Source organism: Bradyrhizobium sp. SZCCHNRI2009, from assembly GCF_032485115.1.
Taxonomy (GTDB): domain Bacteria; phylum Pseudomonadota; class Alphaproteobacteria; order Rhizobiales; family Xanthobacteraceae; genus Bradyrhizobium.
Map to the genome: position 1 here is coordinate 216125 of NZ_JAUEUH010000004.1, position 19516 is coordinate 235640.

Annotated in this window: 16 protein-coding genes; 14 read left to right on the forward strand and 2 right to left on the reverse strand. The window is 66.9% G+C overall.

What is annotated here, in order from left to right; genetic code table 11:
* The first annotated feature begins 21 nt into the window (after window positions 1-21).
* The 4 genes from mraY to murG all read left to right on the forward strand — a co-directional run bounded on the left by mraY (window position 22) and on the right by murG (window position 4915).
* Window positions 22-1128 carry a phospho-N-acetylmuramoyl-pentapeptide-transferase gene (gene mraY / locus QX041_RS16130; RefSeq protein WP_315713440.1) on the forward strand — a complete coding sequence of 369 codons (1107 nt, stop codon included), beginning with the start codon at window positions 22-24 and terminating at the stop codon, window positions 1126-1128.
* Window position 1129: 1 nt separating this feature from the next.
* Window positions 1130-2530: a UDP-N-acetylmuramoyl-L-alanine--D-glutamate ligase gene (gene murD, locus QX041_RS16135; protein ID WP_316165943.1), complete on the forward strand. Its 1401-nt coding sequence runs from the start codon at window positions 1130-1132 to the stop codon at window positions 2528-2530.
* A gap of 84 nt (window positions 2531-2614) precedes the next feature.
* A complete protein-coding gene (gene ftsW / locus QX041_RS16140; RefSeq protein ID WP_316165944.1) occupies window positions 2615-3766 on the forward strand; it encodes a putative lipid II flippase FtsW in 1152 nt (383 codons plus the stop codon).
* Window positions 3767-3811: 45 nt separating this feature from the next.
* Window positions 3812-4915, forward strand: a complete 1104-nt coding sequence (gene murG / locus QX041_RS16145; RefSeq protein ID WP_316165945.1) for an undecaprenyldiphospho-muramoylpentapeptide beta-N-acetylglucosaminyltransferase — start codon at window positions 3812-3814, stop codon at window positions 4913-4915.
* On the opposite strand, the gene QX041_RS16150 is transcribed toward murG, so the two are convergent.
* Window positions 4912-5124 (reverse strand): hypothetical protein, encoded by a 213-nt coding sequence (locus tag QX041_RS16150; protein WP_316165946.1) that lies wholly within the window; start codon window positions 5122-5124, stop codon window positions 4912-4914. The genes murG and QX041_RS16150 overlap by 4 nt on opposite strands.
* A 15-nt stretch (window positions 5125-5139) precedes the next feature.
* Between QX041_RS16150 and QX041_RS16155 the strand changes: the two genes are divergently transcribed.
* The gene (locus QX041_RS16155; RefSeq protein ID WP_316165947.1) at window positions 5140-5799 is read left to right on the forward strand and encodes a hypothetical protein; all 660 of its coding nucleotides are present in this window, start codon (window positions 5140-5142) and stop codon (window positions 5797-5799) included.
* Between the two features lie 4 nt (window positions 5800-5803).
* Here QX041_RS16155 and QX041_RS16160 read toward each other — a convergent pair whose 3' ends face one another.
* Complete coding sequence (locus tag QX041_RS16160) at window positions 5804-6541, reverse strand: carbonic anhydrase (protein WP_316165948.1); 738 nt, start codon at window positions 6539-6541, stop codon at window positions 5804-5806.
* 358 nt (window positions 6542-6899) lie between these two features.
* Here QX041_RS16160 and murC point away from each other — a divergent pair, with 358 nt between their 5' ends.
* The 9 genes from murC (at window position 6900) to recN (ending at window position 19471) form a co-directional block, all read left to right on the forward strand.
* Window positions 6900-8303 (forward strand): UDP-N-acetylmuramate--L-alanine ligase, encoded by a 1404-nt coding sequence (gene murC, locus QX041_RS16165; protein WP_316165949.1) that lies wholly within the window; start codon window positions 6900-6902, stop codon window positions 8301-8303.
* A 202-nt stretch (window positions 8304-8505) separates the two neighbouring features.
* The gene (gene murB / locus QX041_RS16170) at window positions 8506-9429 is read left to right on the forward strand and encodes a UDP-N-acetylmuramate dehydrogenase (RefSeq protein WP_316165950.1); all 924 of its coding nucleotides are present in this window, start codon (window positions 8506-8508) and stop codon (window positions 9427-9429) included.
* A 70-nt stretch (window positions 9430-9499) separates the two neighbouring features.
* On the forward strand, window positions 9500-10501 hold the full coding sequence (locus tag QX041_RS16175) for a D-alanine--D-alanine ligase (protein WP_316165951.1): 1002 nt from the start codon (window positions 9500-9502) through the stop codon (window positions 10499-10501).
* A gap of 288 nt (window positions 10502-10789) precedes the next feature.
* The gene (locus tag QX041_RS16180; RefSeq protein WP_315713430.1) at window positions 10790-11839 is read left to right on the forward strand and encodes a cell division protein FtsQ/DivIB; all 1050 of its coding nucleotides are present in this window, start codon (window positions 10790-10792) and stop codon (window positions 11837-11839) included.
* A complete protein-coding gene (gene ftsA, locus QX041_RS16185) occupies window positions 11836-13155 on the forward strand; it encodes a cell division protein FtsA (protein ID WP_315713429.1) in 1320 nt (439 codons plus the stop codon). The genes QX041_RS16180 and ftsA overlap by 4 nt, the downstream gene beginning before the upstream one ends.
* A 90-nt stretch (window positions 13156-13245) precedes the next feature.
* Entirely contained in the window at window positions 13246-15084 is a 1839-nt protein-coding gene (gene ftsZ, locus QX041_RS16190) for a cell division protein FtsZ (protein WP_315713428.1), read from the forward strand.
* Window positions 15085-15430: 346 nt separating this feature from the next.
* Entirely contained in the window at window positions 15431-16390 is a 960-nt protein-coding gene (gene lpxC, locus QX041_RS16195) for a UDP-3-O-acyl-N-acetylglucosamine deacetylase (RefSeq protein WP_315713427.1), read from the forward strand.
* Between the two features lie 391 nt (window positions 16391-16781).
* On the forward strand, window positions 16782-17672 hold the full coding sequence (locus QX041_RS16200; protein ID WP_315713426.1) for an outer membrane protein assembly factor BamD: 891 nt from the start codon (window positions 16782-16784) through the stop codon (window positions 17670-17672).
* Window positions 17673-17797: 125 nt separating this feature from the next.
* The gene (gene recN / locus QX041_RS16205) at window positions 17798-19471 is read left to right on the forward strand and encodes a DNA repair protein RecN (RefSeq protein ID WP_316165953.1); all 1674 of its coding nucleotides are present in this window, start codon (window positions 17798-17800) and stop codon (window positions 19469-19471) included.
* The last annotated feature ends 45 nt before the right edge of the window (window positions 19472-19516 follow it).

Genomic DNA, 19516 nt, shown 5'->3' on the forward strand with positions numbered 1-19516 from the left:
GAGGCGGCATAGGCGGGTTGGATGTTCTACTGGTTGATCGAGCTGACGAATACGTTTCCGAGCCTGTCCGTCTTTCGCGGATTGCTGAACGTGTTCCGCTACATCACGTTCCGTACGGGCGGCGCCGTCGTCACCGGGGCGCTGTTCGTGTTCCTGTTCGGGCCCTGGATCATCGATCATCTTCGCCTGCGCCAGGGCAAGGGCCAGCCGATCCGCACCGACGGCCCGCAATCGCACATCATCAGCAAGAAGGGCACGCCTACGATGGGCGGCTTGATGATCTTGTCGGGCCTCGTCGTCTCCACCGTGCTGTGGGCCAATCCGCTCAACCCCTATGTTTGGATCGTGCTCGCGGTGACGCTCGGCTTCGGCTTCGTCGGCTTCTATGACGATTATCTGAAGGTGACCAAGCAGTCGCATTCCGGCTTTGCCGGCAGACTGCGGCTGCTGATCGAGGCTGCGATCGCTCTGGTCGCCTGTTACGCGCTGGTGCGGCTCGGGCGCGATCCGTCCTCGACCGGGCTTGCCATTCCGTTCTTCAAGGATCTGGTGATCAAGTTCGGCTGGCTCTATGTCATCTTCGGAGCGTTCGTCATCGTCGGCGCCGGCAATGCCGTGAACCTGACCGACGGGCTCGACGGCCTGGCAATCGTGCCGGTGATGATCGCCTCCGCCAGCTTCGGCCTGATCGCCTATCTCGCCGGCAATGCGGTGTTCTCGGACTACCTGCAGATCCACTATGTCGCGGGCACTGGTGAGCTTGCCGTGCTGTGCGGCGCGGTGCTCGGCGCGGGCCTTGGCTTTCTCTGGTTCAACGCCCCGCCGGCGTCGATCTTCATGGGCGACACCGGCTCGCTGGCGCTCGGCGGCATGCTCGGATCGATCGCGGTCGCGGTGAAGCACGAGATCGTGCTGGCTGTCATCGGCGGCCTGTTCGTGCTGGAGGCCGTGTCGGTGATCGTGCAGGTCGCCTCGTTCAAGCTGACCGGCAAGCGCATATTCAAGATGGCGCCGATCCACCACCATTTCGAGCAGCTCGGCTGGACCGAGCCGCAGATCGTGATCCGGTTCTGGATCATCTCGGTGATGCTGGCGCTGGTCGGTCTCTCGACGCTGAAGCTGCGCTGACATGATCCCCGTCACCGCATTTGCTGGAAAGACCGTCGCCGTGTTCGGGCTCGGCGGCTCGGGGCTGGCCTCGTGTCATGCCCTGCGGGCCGGCGGCGCCGAAGTGATCGCGGCCGACGACGGCGCCGATCGGATGACGGAAGCGGCGAAGGCGGGTTTCATCACCGCCGATTTGCGCACCGTCTCCTGGGCGAACTTCGCCGCGCTGGTGCTGGCGCCGGGCGTGCCGCTGACCCATCCCGTGCCGCATTGGACCGTATTGAAGGCGCGCGAGGCCGGGGTCGAGGTGATCGGCGACATCGAGCTGTTCTGCCGCGAGCGCAGGCGGCACGCGCCGGATGCGCCGTTCGTCGCGATCACCGGCACCAACGGCAAATCGACCACGACGGCGTTGATCGCGCATCTGATGCGCGTCGCCGGCTACGACACCCAGATGGGCGGCAATATCGGCACCGCGATCCTGTCCCTCGAGCCGCCGCGCATGGGCCGCGTCCACGTCATCGAGATGTCGTCCTACCAGATCGACCTGACACCATCGCTCGATCCGAGCGTCGGCATCCTGCTTAATGTCAGCGAGGATCACATCGACCGGCACGGCACGATCGAGAACTACGCGGCCGTAAAGGAGCGCTTGGTGGCGAGTGTCCAGTCCAAGGGCTCCGCGATCGTCGGCGTCGACGACGGTTTTTCGCGCGCGATCGCCGACCGGCTCGACCGGGCCGGCAAGCGCGTCGTGCGCATCTCGGTGAAGAACCCGCTGGCGGACGGGCTGTATGTCGAGCACGAGACGATTGTGTGCAGTGCAGGCGGGGCCCGCAGCGAGGTCGCCCGGCTTGGCGGCATCGGCTCGCTGCGCGGCCAGCACAATGCTCAGAATGCGGCCTGCGCCGCCGCCGCGGCGCTCGCGATCGGTGTGAAGGAGGACGTGTTGCAGCAAGGGCTGCGCAGCTTCCCGGGCCTGGCGCATCGCATGGAGCAGGTCGGCCGTCGCGGCAACGTGCTGTTCGTGAACGACTCCAAGGGCACCAACGCAGACGCGACCGCGCACGCATTGTCGTCCTTCGCCGACATCTTCTGGATCGCCGGCGGCAAACCGAAGGCCGGCGGCATCACCGGCCTCGCGGGTTTCTTCCCGCGCATCCGCAAGGCCTATCTGATCGGCGAGGCGGCCGCGGAGTTCGCTGGCACGCTGGGCGACAAGGTGCCGCACGACATGTCCGGCACGCTGGAGGTCGCGGTCTCCCAGGCGGCCGCCGATGCGGAGGCCTCGGGATTGAAGGATGTCGTGGTGCTGCTGTCGCCGGCCTGCGCCTCCTTCGATCAGTTCCGCAACTTCGAAATCCGCGGCACGCATTTCCGCGACCTGGTGCAGGCGCTGCCGGGCGTGGAGCGGGTGGCCTGAGGCAGCGTTGCCAGCGATTTTCTTAACCCTTCGATAACCATCCTGGGTGCCAATGGGCTGACACTCGGCTCAGGTGGACGCCCGATGCTCTCCCGTGAAGAACGCAATCCGCTGTCCGACTGGTGGTGGACGGTCGACAAGCCGCTGCTCGGCTCCATCCTCGCGCTGATGCTGTGCGGGGTGATTCTGTCGCTCGCGGCCAGCCCGCCGGTGGCGACTCGGATCGGGCTCGATCCGTTCCACTTCTTCAACCGCCACGTCCTGTTCCTGCTGCCGTCGTTCATCGTGCTGATCGGCGTTTCCTTCCTGTCGCCGCGCCAGATCCGGCGCAGCGCGCTGGTGGTGTTCACGATCGCCATCGTGCTGATCGTGCTGACGCTCGCGATCGGCCCGGAGGTGAAGGGCTCGCGGCGCTGGATCACGCTGATCGGCGTCAACATCCAGGCGTCCGAGGCGGCGAAGCCGGCCTTCGTCGTCGTTTCCGCCTGGCTGTTCTCGGAATCCGCGCGGCGGCCCGACATGCCGGCGACCACGATGGCGTTGGTGCTGCTGCTGGTGCTGGTGTCGCTCCTGGTGATGGAGCCGGATTTCGGCCAGACCATGCTGATCCTGATGGTCTGGGGCTCGCTGTTCTTCATCGCCGGCATGCGCATGATCTGGGTTGCGGGCCTCGCGGGCGCCGCCGCCACCGGCCTGTTCGGCGCCTATCTCTTGGTCCCGCACGTCGCCGGCCGCATCAAGCGCTTCATGAACCCGGCCTCCGGCGACACCTTCCAGGTCGACACCGCGATGGAGGCGTTCTCCAACGGCGGCTGGTTCGGGCTGGGGCCGGGCGAGGGCATCGCCAAGCGCAGCCTGCCGGACAGCCACACCGATTTCGTGTTCGCGGTCGCTGCCGAGGAGTTCGGCATCATCCTGTGCCTGGCGCTGGTCGCGCTGTTTGCGTTCATCGTGATCCGCACGCTGTCGCGCGCCTATGCGACCGAGGATAGCTTTGCGCGCTTCGCGGCCTCGGGCCTCGCGATCCTGTTCGGTATCCAGGCGGCCATCAACATCTCGGTCAATCTGCAGTTGATCCCGGCCAAGGGCATGACCTTGCCCTTCATCTCCTACGGTGGCTCCTCGATCGTGTCGCTGGCCTATGGCGTCGGCATGATGCTGGCGCTGACCCGACAGCGGCCGCGGATGGAGCTCGAGGCCGGCGACGCAGCCGGCGCGCTGCGCAATTACGCTTAGGCTGCTGGCTCGCAATGACGAGACATTGCCTGTAAACAAGCGCGCATGACCTCAACCGCGCCTCTCATTCTGCTCGCGGCCGGCGGCACCGGCGGCCATCTGTTTCCGGCTGAAGCGCTCGGCGTCGAGCTGATCAGGCGCGGCTATCGCGTCCGTCTCGTCACCGACGCGCGCGCGCTGCGCTACAGCGGCCTGTTCACCAAGGACATGATCGACGTGGTGCCGAGCGAGACGGTGCGCAGCCGCTCGCCGGTCGCGCTCGCGCGCACCGCGCTGCTGCTCGGCACCGGCACCATCGCGGCCTTCAACCTGATGCGGCGACTCAAGCCCGCGGCCGTGATCGGCTTCGGCGGCTATCCGACCGTGCCGCCGCTGCTGGCGGCGCGCCTCGCCGGCGTGCCCAGCCTGATCCACGACGCCAATGCCGTGCTCGGCCGCGCCAATCGTTTCCTGTCCGCGCATGTGAAGGCGATTGCAACCTCGTTGCCGGGCGTGCTCGACCGCGATCCCGCGCTGGCCGGCAAGACGACCACGGTCGGCACCCCGATGCGACCTGCAATCCTCGAAGCCGCGGGCGTGCCCTATGTCCCGCCGGAGACCGCCGGGCCGCTGCGGTTGCTCGTCGTCGGCGGCAGCCAGGGCGCGCGCATCATGAGCGACATCGTGCCCGGCGCGATCGAGCGGCTGGAGCCGGCTCTCTGGAGCCGGCTGGTGCTGACCCAGCAGGTGCGCCAGGAGGACATGGCGCGGGTGCGCGCGGTCTATGACCGGCTCAAGATCAATGCCGATCTGCAACCCTTCTTCACCGACCTGCCGGCGCGGCTCGCCGCCAATCACCTCGTGATCTCGCGTTCCGGCGCCGGCACCGTCGCCGAGCTCGCCGCGATCGGCCGGCCCTCGATCCTGGTGCCGCTACCGGGCGCCATCGACCAGGACCAGTTCGCGAATGCCGGCGTGCTGTCGGACGCGAGCGCCGCGATCCGGATCGTGCAGAGCGAATTCACCTCCGACAGGCTGGCTTCCGAGATCTCGGCGCTCGCCGCCGAGCCGACGCGTCTCGCCGCGATGGCCCAGGCTGCGCGCACAGCCGGGCGGCTCGATGCCGCGGAACGGCTGGCCGATCTCGTGATCAGGACTGCGGCGCTCTAGTCGCGCAAGCGCACGGTGATCCCATGATGAACCGGAGTTCCGACGATGGCGCTGTCCTGCTTGACGATCATCCGATGCACTTGCGGCGCCATCCGTCCTTTGTGCCTGTGCTCGTCGGATTTTGCGACCAGCTGATTGCGCCGCTGCGCGGTCAACGCCTGATGATCAAGCTGTTCGGTCAGCGCGCTCCGACGGAAATCGCCGCGCACATCGTGATGATGCACATGTCGGCGCGCAAGCCGGTCGAGCGGCCAACCCTGACACGCCTGCAGAGGCGGCTGCCGGGTCCGCGGCAGACGGCGGCGTTCGTCGCGGTGTTGCGCGGTCTGTCGCTGGTGACCGTCGAGCGCGATCCCGAGGATGCTCGTATCCGCTACCTGGTGCCCGGCCCCGTCATCCTCGAGGGGCTGCGAGGCTGGCTTGCCATGCATCTGGATTGCCACGCCCGATTGACGCATGCTGGCGGACTGAGCCTTCGTCTGCAGGATGACGCCGTGTTCTATGCGGAGACGATCCGGCAATGTGCGAGCTGGCTGTGCCGCGACAATCGGCCCCTGACGGGATTTCCCGATCTCGCCTGGACCGACGAGCACGACAGCGGCATCCATCTGGCGCTGACGCTCGTCGCCCGGTCCGCTGTTGGGCGCGAGGCCGTCGCGATTTCGACGGCGGAGCTTGCGACCTCGCTCGGCGTCTCGCGCTCCCATATCCGCAATCTGCTGACGACCATGGAGGGGCGCGGTCTGCTCCGCTTCGGCGACGGGCGCCGGCATCTGATGCTGACGCCGGGTTTCGTGGCCTCCGTGGAGGCCTGGTTCTGCCACCAAGTGTGTTGGCTCGCGGCCGCAGCCGCGCGTGCGGATCGCGTGCTGCGGCCAGCTTGAGGCGTCAGATCATCGTGACCCGGCCGGTGCCGATGTCATAGATGCCGCCCACGATCTTCACCTTGCCCTCGGCGACCATGCGGCCGAGAATCGGCTTGGCGGTCGACAGGCGCCGGACGTTGCTGCGCACGTTCTCCGCGGTGGCTTCGGCCAGCAGATCCTGCGGCTTCTTCGCGATCGCAGCCTCGACGCCGGGTTTGAGCGCATTGATCAGTGCGGGCAGGTGGCCTGGCAGCTTGGTGCCGTCCTTGAGTACCTTGATCGTCGCATCGATGGCCCCGCAGCCGCTGTGACCGAGCACCAGGACGAGAGGCGTGCCGAGAAACTTGACGCCATATTCGAGGCTGGCGAGACCGTCGTCGTTGACGAAATTGCCGGCGACCCGGACCACGAACAGCTCACCGGGCGCTTGATCGAACACCAGCTCGGGGGCGACCCGGGAATCGGCGCAGCTCACGATCGCGGCGATCGGGTATTGGGCCGCGGTGCGCGCCGCCCGGCCGGCCGAGAAATCCTTGTTGTCGAGGTTGCCGGCGACGTAGCGCGCGTTGCCATCGACGATGCGCTTCATCGCGTCGTCCGGAGAGATGGCGTTGGGGGGCATCGCGCTGTCGCTCGCCTGCTTGGCTTCCTTGGCAAACGCCGGAAGTGCGCCGACCGCCGCGGCAGCCAGCACTGCGCCGCCGCCAAGCAGCCGGCGCCGGGACAATACGGGAGGGTGCGTTTCACACAGCGAGCACATCGGCGAGGGTTCTCCATCAAAGATTGAAATATGCGTGCCCGGCACGCCGGCCGCCCGCTACTCATGCCACGCGAACTGACGCGGTGAGCGCGCAAAAATTGCAGGTATCCTGTTGGGAGGGGGCAGCGTGTGATCGCGCTTAACAATTTGTGAAGGTGGGGATCGAGCGGGAACTCCTGGCCGATCGCGCCGGCTGGGTTGCCAAAATCGGCCAAAATCGGGCGAACGCCTGCGAATTTGGCAATTCTTACGGCCTGGCCGGACTTGTCCAGGTCGGTCATGTCTTGCAAGAAGGGCTGATGATTCGCGGCCGCTCCCTCCCGCCGGGCGCCCGGAACCCTTGAGACGAGATGCCCCCATGAGACTGCCGCGCGAGATCGGACCCATCCACTTCGTCGGGATCGGCGGCATCGGCATGAGCGGTATCGCCGAGGTGCTGTGCAATCTCGGCTATACCGTGCAGGGCTCGGACGCCTCGGACAATGCGAACGTCGCACGCCTGCGCGAGAAGGGCATCACCGTCAGCGTCGGGCACAAGGCCGAGAACATCGCGGGTGCCGACGTCGTCGTCGTCTCGACCGCCATCAAGCGCGACAATCCCGAGCTGATGGCGGCGCGCGCCCAGCGCATTCCCGTCGTCCGGCGTGCCGAGATGCTGGCCGAGCTGATGCGGCTGAAGAGCTGCGTCGCCATCGCCGGCACCCATGGCAAGACCACGACCACCTCGATGGTCGCGGCGCTGCTCGATGCCGGCGGTCTCGATCCGACCGTCATCAATGGCGGCATCATCAATGCCTATGGCACCAACGCGCGGCTTGGCGCCGGCGAATGGATGGTGGTCGAGGCCGACGAGAGCGACGGCACCTTCCTGAAGCTGCCGGCGGATGTCGCGATCGTCACCAATGTCGATCCCGAGCATCTCGATCACTTCAAGACCTTCGAGGCCGTGCAGGACGCCTTCCGCGCCTTCGTCGAGAACGTGCCGTTCTACGGCTTCGCCGTGATGTGCATCGATCATCCGGTGGTGCAAACGCTGGTCGGAAAGATCGAGGACCGCCGCATCATCACCTACGGTGTCAACCCGCAAGCCGATGTCCGCCTTGTCGACCTCGCGCCGATGGGCGGCGGCTCGTCGTTCAAGGTCGTGTTCCGCGACCGCAAGAGCGGTGAGACGCACGAGATTGCCGACATCGCGCTGCCGATGCCAGGCCGGCACAATGCCTCGAACGCAACGGCGGCGATCGCGGTCGCGCGCGAGCTCGGCCTGTCCGACGAGGCCATCCGCAAGGCGATTGCCGGCTTCGGCGGCGTCAAGCGCCGCTTCACCCGCACCGGCGAGTGGAATGGCGTCACCGTGATCGATGACTACGGTCACCATCCGGTCGAGATCGCGGCGGTACTGAAGGCGGCGCGCGAATCCACCAATGGCAAGGTCTTCGCCGTGGTGCAGCCGCATCGCTACACCCGGCTGCAATCGCTGTTCGAGGAGTTCTGCACCTGCTTCAACGACGCCGATGCGGTCGTCGTTGCCGACGTCTATCCGGCCGGCGAGGTGCCGATCGAGGGCATCGATCGCGATCACTTCGTTCTGGGCCTGCGCGCCCACGGCCATCGCGACGTGGTGCCGCTGCCGAAGGCCGCCGATCTCGCCGGCATCGTCAAGGGTCTCGCCAAGCCCGGTGACCTGGTCGTGTGCCTCGGTGCCGGCAACATCACGCAATGGGCCTACGCGCTGCCCGGTGAGTTGAAGGCGCTGGGATGAGGGCTGTGTCGTTGGGCGAGCTGGCAGCTACGCGGCATACTCTGCTCTCTCCCCCCTTGTGGGGGAGAGGTGGAGAGGGGGGGACCACGAGCGCCGGCGCCTGGGGCTCACCCCCCTCCCTGACCCTCCCCCACAAGGGGGGAGGGAACGGAGAGTGCGTGCCGACCCTGACGATGTCGGCGCACGATGTGAGAGCAGCCGCGTGAGTTTCCCCGACATTACGCCCGAGCTCAAAGCCGCAATGCCGGAGCTGCGCGGGCGGCTCCTCGCCAACGAGAGTCTCGCGCCTCTCACCTGGTTTCGCGTCGGCGGACCGGCGCAGGTGCTGTTCACGCCGGCGGATGCTGACGACCTCGCCTACTTCCTCAAGAACCTGTCCAGTGATCTGCCGCTCTACGTCATCGGCGTCGGCTCCAACCTGATCGTGCGCGACGGCGGCGTGCCGGGCGTCGTGATCCGGCTGGCGCCGCGCGCGTTCGGCGAGGTCAAGGCGGAGGGCGACATCGTGACCGCCGGCACCGCCGCGCTCGACAAGCGCGTCGCCGAGATCGCGGCGTCGGCCAATCTCGCGGGCCTGGAATTCCTGTTCGGTATTCCCGGCACGATCGGCGGCGCGCTGCGGATGAATGCCGGCGCCAATGGCGGCGAGACAAAGGACATCCTGGTCGAGGCGATCGCGATTGACCGCCATGGCAAGACGCACCGCTTCGACAATGCCGAGATGAAGTTCACCTATCGCGCGAGCGGCGTCGATCCGTCGCTGATCTTCACGGCAGCGCGCTTCCGCGGCACGCCGTCGGCGCCGGAGGCGATCCGGGCGCGCATGGCCGAGGTGCAGGCGCATCGTGAGACGGCGCAGCCGATCCGCGAGAAGACCGGCGGCTCGACCTTCAAGAATCCGCCGGGACATTCCGCCTGGAAGCTGGTCGATGCCGCAGGCTGCCGCGGTCTCAAGGTCGGCGGCGCCCAGGTTTCAGAAATGCACTGCAACTTCCTGATCAACACCGGCAACGCCACCGCTGACGACATCGAGACTCTCGGCGAGACCGTGCGCGAGCGGGTCAAGGCGAAATCGGGCATCGAGTTGCAGTGGGAGATCAAGCGGATCGGAGTCAAGGCGAGCTGATCGCCCCGCCTGCTCAAGTGACGTCAGCGCAATCGCGACTGCGGTTGTGAGATCAACCGAGAAGACATTGATGCGCACCACGATTTTGTTCGGCGGCTCCAACAAGGAGCGCCTCGTCTCGGTCGCCAGCGCCAAAGCGCTGCATGCCGCGCTGCCCGAGGCTGACCTCTGGTTCTGGGAGGCCGACGACACGGTGCATAAGGCGAGCGGCCCGGCGCTCATGGCTCATGCCAAGCCGTTCGAGGAGCCGTTCACCGCCGATGGTGAGAGTATCGGGACGCTCGCCGAGGCGCTCGATCGCGCCAGGGCCGAGGATCGGGTTCTGGTGCTCGGTCTCCACGGCGGCCGGGCGGAGAATGGCGAGCTTCAACTGATGTGCGAGCTTCGCGGCGTGCCGTTCACCGGCTCGAGCTCGGCCGCCTCGCACCTCGCCTTCGACAAGGTTGCCGCCAAGCGCTTCGCCGTGCTCGGCGGGGTCACAGCGGCCGAGGGTGTCGCGTTCGATGACGCCGAAGCGGCGCTGGCGCGCTACGGCCGGCTGATCGCCAAGCCGGTGAAGGACGGATCGAGCTTCGGCCTGATCTTCGTCAACGCCAGCCAGGACCTCATTGCCGTCAAAGCGGCGGCCGCGACCGAGGAGTATCTGATCGAGCCGTTCGTCACCGGAACGGAAGCGACCTGCGGCGTGCTCGAACAGGTAGACGGCTCGCTGATCGCGCTGCCGCCGATCGAGATCCTCCCCGCCGACGGCGCCTTCAACTATTTCGCGAAGTACCTCGCCGCGGCGACGAAGGAGATCTGTCCCGGCCGCTTCAGTCCGGAGGTGACGGCCGCGCTGCAGACGGAGGCGATCAAGGCGCATCGCGCGCTGTCCTGCGGCGGCTATTCGCGGACCGACTTCATCGTCTCGGCCAATGGTCCCGTTTATCTCGAGACCAATACGCTGCCCGGGCTGACCGCAGCCTCGCTGTATCCCAAGGCGCTCGCGGCGCAGGGGATCGCTTTTGTCGATTTCCTCAATCAGCAGATCGCCTTGGCGGAGGGGCGCAGCCGACGATCCGGCGTTCGGTAGGCGCCCCGCAGGAACCCGGCCCGGCGTCTCCCGGTGGTTCCTGTAACCCGTAAAATGCTTAAGAATTCCGGGCAAGGTCCTCATAAATCGGAGAAAAAATTCGTCTCTCCGGACCGATTTTACTTTTTGTTTACCAGGACGTCCGAAGGTTAACGCTGGCGCCTCAGTGGTGCTCGGCTGCCGGGTCGTGACGTCACGCATCGCGACGTCACCAGCCTCCGGCCGGCCGGGAGCGCAGGCGTGGGTCCGCGAGTATCTGCGGGCGCAACAGTTTGATGAGCTCGTGCAATGGATGGTGCAGGACGCCTCGCTCGATCGCAGAGGCCTCAAGCGAACCTGAAAGCCGCTGCCCTTGGCGCGGCAATCCTGCTGCGCGAGTATGTCTCGGCCCGCCTTCCGCGTATCCGCTTCGCGCACGGCGGCACGAAGCAAGGCAGGCGGTCGAGCCGAAGAGATCTGGCGTCGATGCAGGCCGCGCGCGCGCCGATGGTCGAGCGCGAGGCGCCGCCGCGCGTGGTCGAGCTCGTCGAGCGCTATTTGCCGCGCCGGCTCGGCACCGTGGCGACCGTGGTGCTCTTGTTCGGCAGCGTCTGGCTCGGCATCGTCAAGGGCGGCCACGCCCAGGACGTCAGCGCGGCCCTGTCCGACACCCGCAATGCCCTGGCCAATGCGGCCGGCTTCCGCATCACGGCCGTGGCGATCAATGGCCGCAAGCAGCTCACCCAGGACGAGATCCTCGCCGTCGGCGGCGTCACCGGCCGCTCCTCGTTGCTGTTCCTCGATGCCGCCGCCGTGCGCGACAGGCTCAAGGCCAACCCCTGGATCGCCGACGCCACGGTGCAGAAGTTCTTTCCGAACCAGCTCCAGATCGACGTCGTCGAGCGCAAGGCGTTCGCGCTCTGGCAGCAGGAGGGCCGCCTCTCGGTCATCGCCGATGACGGCGCCGTGCTCGAGCAATATGTCTCGCGCCGTTTCCTGACCCTGCCGCTCGTGGTCGGCAAGGGAGCCGAAAGCCGGGCGCGTGATTTCCTGGCGCTGCTCGCCCGCTACCCGCAGGTGCGCGCGGTCACCAAGGCCGCCGTGTTCGTCGGCGAGCGTCGCTGGAACCTGCGGACCAAGGACGGCCTCGATATTCGCCTGCCCGAGCACGATGTCGGTAATGCGCTCGCGACCCTGACCCAGCTCGACCAGGACGACAAGCTGTTCTCGCGCGACATCGTCGCCATCGACTTGCGGCTGTCGGACCGGCTGACGGTGCAACTGTCCGAGGACGCAGCGAAGGCGCACGACGAGCTGTTCAAGGACAAGAAGTCCAAGAAGAAGGCCGGTGACGCATGACCGGCTTCGATCGCCAGACTCCGAAGACGCGCCCGATGGGCCAGAAGCGCACCGCGCTTGTGGCCTCTCTCGATGTCGGCACCAGCAAGATCGCCTGCATGATCGCGCGGCTGAAGCCGGCGCCGCCCAGCGACGCGCTGCGCGGCCGCACCCACACGGTCGAGCTGATCGGCTACAGCCAGATCCAGTCGCGCGGCGTCAAGGCCGGCGCCGTCGTCGATCCCGTCGAATGCGAGCAGGCCGTGCGGCAGGCGGTCGCGCTGGCCGAGCGCATGGCCAAGGTGCGGGTCGAGTCCGTGCTGCTGCCGGTCGCCGGCGGCCGCGTCATGGGCCATCTGATCGAGGCCACCTCGGACATTCGCGGCGGCGCCGTGACCCAGGCCGATGTCAGCCGCGTGACCTCAACCGGCATGCACCACGCCACCGGCGACGGGCGCGCGGTGCTGCATGCCTTGCCCGTCGGCTACACGCTCGATGGCGTGAAGGGCATCCGCGACCCCCGCGGCATGCTGGCGCGGCAGTTCGGCGTCGACATGAACGTGGTCACGACCGACGCCACCGTGGCCAAGAACCTGATGCTCGTGGTGGAGCGTTGCCATCTCAACGTCGAGGCCATGGCGGCAAGCCCGTATGTTGCCGGGTTGTCGGTGCTGACCGACGACGAGGCCGATCTCGGCGCGGCGGTGGTCGAAATGGGGGCCGGCACCACGACGATCGCGATCTATTCCGGCGGCCGCTTCGTCCATGCCTCCGGTTTTGCGCTCGGCGGGCATCACGTGACCATGGATCTTGCGCGCGGACTATCAGCGTGCATTGCAGATGCCGAGCGAATCAAGACGTTATATGGCACGGTGCTGACTGGCGGGTCCGACGCGCGTGAGTTGATGTCTGTTCCGACGGCCGGTGACAACGAGCGGGATGTTCCGCAGATCGTGTCCCGCGCCACCATCGCGAACATCGTCAGGCACCGCGCAGAGGAGATTTTTGAAATGGTCCGCGACCGGCTGAAGGATTCGCCCTTTGCGGCAGAACCCAAGGCGCGCGTCGTCCTTAGCGGAGGCGCCTCCCAGCTGACGGGGCTGGTCGAGCTTGCGACCCGGATCCTCGACCGCCCGGTGCGCGTCGGCCGTCCGCTTGGTTTCGGCCGTCTCCCCAACGAGGCCAAGAACGCCGCCTTCGCGGTGCCCACCGGGCTTCTGGTCTATCCGCAATACGCGCACCTGGAACACGTCGAACCGCGGCATACGCGGCAGGTCGGGACAGGAACCGACGGCTACTTCGGAAAGGTCGGACGATGGCTACGCGAGGGCTTCTGATGACCGGTTTCCACCCCATGCGATTTTCAACAACACCAACCGCGGCCGGCGGCCGGGGCGAACCCACCCGCGCGTGATCGAGAGGCAATCATGGCACTCACTATTACCCCTCCTGATATCCACGAGCTGAAGCCCCGGATCACCGTGTTCGGTGTCGGTGGCGCGGGCGGCAACGCCGTCAACAACATGATCACGGCCGGCCTGCAGGGGGTGGACTTCGTGGTCGCCAATACCGACGCGCAGGCGCTGACCATGTCCAAGGCTCAGCGCATCATCCAGATGGGCACGCAGGTGACCCAAGGCCTCGGCGCCGGCTCGCAGCCGGACGTCGGCGCCGCCGCCGCGCAGGAGGTGATCGACGAGATCCGCGATCATCTCTCGGGCGCCAACATGGTGTTCGTGACCGCCGGCATGGGTGGCGGAACGGGCACCGGTGCAGCTCCGGTCATTGCCAAGACCGCGCGCGAGATGAACATTCTCACCGTGGGCGTCGTCACCAAGCCGTTCCACTTCGAGGGCGCGCGCCGCATGCGCACCGCGGAGTCGGGCATCTCCGAGCTGCACAAGGTCGTCGACACGCTGCTGATCATCCCGAACCAGAACCTGTTCCGGGTCGCCAACGAGAAGACCACCTTCGCCGACGCCTTCGCGATGGCCGACCAGGTGCTCTATTCCGGCGTCGCCTGCATCACCGACCTGATGGTCAAGGAAGGCCTGATCAACCTCGACTTCGCCGACGTCCGCGCTGTTATGCGTGAGATGGGCAAGGCGATGATGGGCACCGGCGAAGCCTCCGGCGACAAGCGCGCGCTCACTGCCGCCGAAGCCGCCATCGCCAACCCGCTGATCGACGATTCGTCGATGAAGGGCGCGCGCGGCCTCCTGATCTCGATCACCGGCGGCAAGGATCTCACGCTGTTCGAGGTCGACGAAGCTGCGACCCGTATCCGCGAGGAGGTCGACCAGGACGCCAACATCATCGTCGGCGCCACCTTCGACGAATCGCTCGACGGGCTGATTCGGGTCTCGGTGGTCGCGACCGGCATCGAGCAGGCGCAGTTCAACCGGAACGTCACGACCTCACAGCCGGCGGCGGCTGTCGCTCCGATTGCCGCCGCCCCGACCGCTGCCGCGGGTCTCCCTGAAAGCCGCCTCGCCGATCTGACTGCGCGCCTGCGCGCCGACAATCAGCGCTTGGCTGAACGCGCCGCCAAGCTCGAGCAGCAGGCGTCGCAGGCTCCGGCCGTCGCCGCCGCGGCGCCCGCGCCGATGGCGCCTGCGCCGCGTCCGGCGCCGAATCTCGAGCGCGACACGCTGGCCGCCGTTGCCGCCGCAATGGCAAGCGAGCCCGCGCCCTCGGCTGCTCCGGCGCCGGCAGCCTCTTATGGCGACGTGACGGTCCGCCCGATTGCGCAGAAGCCGTCCCTGTTCCCGGAGCCCGAGGCGCAGCGCGCGGCTCCGATCGAGCCGGCGGCCCCGCCCGAGACCTTCATTCCCCAGGCCGCTGAGCGGGTTCCGGTCCGCGCGCCGCGCATGCCCAAGTTCGAGGACCTGCCGATGCCGGCCCAGGCCGAGATCCGTCAGGCGAGGGGCGACGAGGGCGACGAGCATCCGCAGAAGACCCGAATGTCGCTGCTGCAGCGTCTCGCCAATGTCGGTCTCGGCCGCCGGGACGAGGACGCCGAGCCGCCGCTGCCGGTGCGGACCGCGGGTCCTGCCATGCCGCAGATGCCGCCCCTGCCGGAACGTAAGCCGCAGCGGAACGTTGCTCAGCAGGTTGCGAGCCACGAATCGCCTGTCTCGGAATATGCCCGCCGTCCCGCGCCGCAGGGTCTGGACGTCCATGGCCGTCCTGCGCCTGTGTCCCCGGCGCCACAGGGAGACGACCATTTGGATATCCCGGCCTTCCTCCGCCGGCAGGCGACCTGAGAATTGTTACAGCCCTGATGGTGCTGAACAGGCCCGGCTCGCGAGAGCCGGGCCTTTTCCATGGGCCGCCGGGGCCCCGTGATTGCCGTTCAACTAACTGATTTTAAATGATTAATTATTCTTTCGGTGTTTAGATCGGGAACCGGGAGGGTTAAGGCCTCGTTCCAGTTTGGTTAAGGGTTGGCGCGAATACGGCAGAGATGGGGTAACAATCCGTAAAGAAGCGTGAGTTGGCGCTCTTTGGGGCTCTCGTTAAGTTCTGCCGTGACTTGGGGATGCCTGAAAGTGAGTCGGTTCGCGAGGGGCGGGCTGACGAGGGATCAGGCGGGGTCTTGGGCGATCGTCGATGAAATTCAGCCGGCAAACAACGCTTCGTTCGCAAGCCACCGTCACCGGTGTAGGCGTCCACTCTGGCGCGCCTGTCAGCCTGACGATCGGGCCTGCGCCGATCGATGCGGGGATCGTGTTCCTCCGCACCGGCCTCGATGGCGCCGACCGCGAGGTCCAGGCGTCCTTCGGCTCGGTGATCGCCACCGAGTTGGCGACGGTGCTCGGTGACCGCAACGGTCCGCTGGTGTCCACCGCCGAGCATGTTCTCGCCGCGCTGCGCGGCATGGGTGTCGACAATGCGCTGATCGAGGTCGATGGCCCCGAGGTTCCGATCATGGATGGCAGTGCGGCACCGTTCGTTGCTGCCATCGACCAGGCCGGGATCGTCAATCAGTCGGCTCCGCGGCGCTACATTCAGGTGCTCAAGCCGGTCCAGGTGACCATCGGCGCCTCCACGGGCGAGCTGCGTCCCAACAGCTCCGGCTTCTGGGTCGAAGCCGAAATCGATTTCACCAACCCCGTGATCGGCCGCCAAGCCTATCATTTCGAGCTCAGCCCCGAGCGCTTCCGCCGCGAGATCGCCCGCGCCCGCACCTTCGGCTGCATGAGCGACGTGTCGCGGCTGTGGAGCGCCGGCTTCGCGCTCGGCTCGTCCTTCGACAACACGCTTGTGTTCGACGAGGACCGCCTGCTCAATCCCGAAGGTCTGCGCTACGCCGACGAATGCGCCCGCCACAAGGTGCTGGATGCGATCGGCGATCTGGCGCTGGCCGGCTTGCCGATGCTCGGAACCTATCGTTCGGTCCGTGGCGGTCACAAGCTCAACCATGCGGTGCTGACTGCTCTGATGGCGGATCGCACGGCTTGGCGGATCGTCGAAGGCGAGACCGTGCGGCGTCCCCGCGTGGCCGCGGAGGTCGTTGGCGGCATGGTCGGTGGCATGGTTGCGCCGGCCTACGGCCCGGACGTGTCCTGAGCGCCGTCCTGCCGCTCGGCTGATCCGTCGACGGGGTTGCGCGACGCGCGACATTGCCGGGAGCTTTGCTTTCGACTTCGTTCGGTTTTTTCCGGCTGCTTTTTTGTCAATGTTTGTTACTGGCCACGTCTTCTCCGTGGCTGGATCATCGGCATTTCGATGTTTTCCAACGGCTTCTTCAGCGGTAACCATGATGCGTGGCGGCAGCCTCGGTGTTGCCTTAATCCGGGCGGATTGGCTTCCTATGCGGTTGGTTGATGAAGTGTTTTCGGCTAGAGAGGCCGGGGCCGCGTGATGCGTGCCACTGGCGGGGCTCTTCCTTCGCGGTCATGAAGCGACCTTCATGGTGCACGGCGTAGATCAGATCACAGGCATCGGGTTCCAAAGAAGCATGTCGATACAGCGTCTCACGCGCGACCTCCGTCATCCCGCAGCAAGCATCGGCCGGCTCCGGCTCGCCGCGTCGCTGATCCTGCTGGCGCTGCCGTTGAGCGGCTGCGGCACCGGCGGACTCTGGGACAAGTTCCTCGCCAAGGACGACACCTTCGTCGATGAGCCCGCGGACAAGCTCTACAATGAGGGCTTGTACCTGATGAACGAGAAGAAGGACGTCAAAGGCGCGACCAAGAAGTTCGAGGAGGTCGACCGCCAGCATCCTTATTCCGACTGGGCCCGCAAATCGCTGCTGATGTCGGCCTACGCCTCCTATCAGGCCGGCGACTACGACGGCTGCATCGGCGCCGCCACCCGCTACGTGACCCTGCACCCGGGCAGCCCCGACGCGGCCTATGCGCAATACCTGATCGCTGCCTCGCATTACGACCAGATCCCGGACATCAGCCGCGACCAGGGCCGGACCGAGAAGGCCATCGCCTCCCTCGAAGAGGTGGTGCGTAAATATCCGACCTCCGAATACGCCACCAATGCCAAGGCCAAGATGGAGGGCGCCCGCGACCAGCTCGCCGGCAAGGAAATGGATGTCGGCCGCTATTACATGCAGAAGCGCGACTACACGGCCGCCATCAACCGCTTCAAGGCGGTGGTGACGCAGTATCAGACCACGCGGCACGTCGAGGAAGCGCTGTATCGCCTGACCGAGGCCTACATGACGATCGGCATCGTCGGCGAGGCCCAGACCGCGGCGGCCGTGCTCGGGCACAATTTCCCCGACAGCAAGTGGTACAAGGACGCCTACAATCTCGTGAAGTCGGGCGGCGTCGAGCCCGAGGAGAACAAAGGCTCCTACATCTCGCGCGCCTTCAAGAAGCTCGGCCTGGGCTGAGCAAACGGCCGGATCGCTCGTTTGATCTGGCTTTGTTCTATATTCTTGTTTTGTTCTCTATTTGCTGCTAGCATCGAGTCGTTCGCTCAGGGGCGTTCCGCCCCGTTACGAAGGACTTCGGTTCCATGCTGGCGCGACTGTCGATCCGTGACATCGTCCTGATCGAACGACTCGATCTCGAATTCTCCCATGGACTTGCGGTGCTGACCGGCGAGACCGGTGCCGGCAAGTCGATCCTGCTGGACGCCTTCGCTCTCGCGCTCGGCGGTCGCGGCGACGCCAGCCTGGTGCGCCACGGGGCCGACCAGGGGCAGGTCACGGCCGTGTTCGAGATCGGCAAGGATCATCCCGCTGCCAGGATCCTCGCCGCCAACGGCCTGGATGCCAATGGCGAGATGATCCTGCGCCGCGTCCAGTTCGGCGACGGCCGCACCCGCGCCTTCATCAACGACCAGTCGGTCAGCGTGCAGACGCTGAAAGCGATCGGCGCCACCCTGGTCGAGATCCATGGCCAGCATGATGAGCGTGCGCTGGTCGATGCCGCCACCCACCGCCGGCTGCTGGATGCCTTTGCGGGCCTGGAGAAGGACGTCGCCGCGGTCGAGGCCCTCTGGGCGGCCCGCCGGACCGCGGTCACGGCGCTCGACGAGCACCGGGCGGGCATGGAGCGCGCGGCCCGCGAGGCCGACTATCTGCGGCATGCCTCGGACGAGCTGAAGAAGCTGGCGCCGAAGGAGGGCGAGGAGACGCAGCTCGCCGCCCGCCGCACGGCCATGATGCAGGGCGAGAAGATCGCGGGCGATCTGCGCGACGCGCAGGATGCGGTCAGCGGCAACCAGTCGCCGATCGCCGCGCTGGCCGCGGCCGTTCGCCGGCTGGAGCGACGCGCGGTCAGCTCGCCCGCGCTGGTCGATCCGGCGGTGAAGGCGATCGATTCGGCGATCAACGCCCTGGAGGAGGCCGATCAGCATCTGACAGTGGCGCTCGCGGCCACCGATTTCGATCCGCTGGAGCTGGAGCGCATCGAGGAGCGGCTGTTCGCGCTGCGCGCGGCTGCGCGCAAATATTCGACGCCGGTGGATGGGCTGGCGGCCTTGGCTGCCAAATATGCCGCGGATGTCGTCCTGATCGATGCCGGCGCCGAGCAGTTGAAGAAGCTGGAGGCGGCGGCGGCAACAGCCGATGCGCGCTATGCCGCGGCGGCGGCCAAGCTGTCGGCGGCGCGGACCAAGTCGGCGGAGAAGCTGAACCGGGCCGTCCATGCCGAACTCGCCCCGCTCAAGCTGGAGCGCGCCAAGTTCATGACCCGGGTCGACAGCGACGCCGAGGCGCCGGGGCCGGAGGGCATCGACCGTGTCGAGTTCTGGGTCCAGACCAATCCGGGCACGCGGCCGGGCCCGATGATGAAGGTCGCCTCGGGCGGCGAGCTGTCGCGGTTCCTGCTGGCGCTCAAGGTCGTGCTGTCCGACCGCGGCTCGGCGCCGACCTTGGTGTTCGACGAGATCGACACGGGCGTTGGCGGCGCGGTCGCGGATGCCATCGGCGCCCGGCTGGCGCGGCTCGCGCACGGGGTTCAGGTGATGGCCGTGACCCATGCGCCGCAGGTCGCGGCCAGGGCGGACCAGCATCTCCTGATTTCCAAGGATGCGCTGGATCGCGGCAAGCGTGTCGTCACCCGGGTCAACACGCTCGCCACCCTGCACCGCCGCGAGGAGATCGCCCGCATGCTGGCCGGCGCCGAGGTCACCGCCGAAGCCCGCGCCGCCGCCGACCGGCTGCTGGAGGCTGCGGCGGCGTAGCTGGAAAAGGAGCGGGCCGAACGCTTTGGCTCCGGCGTGCGCATT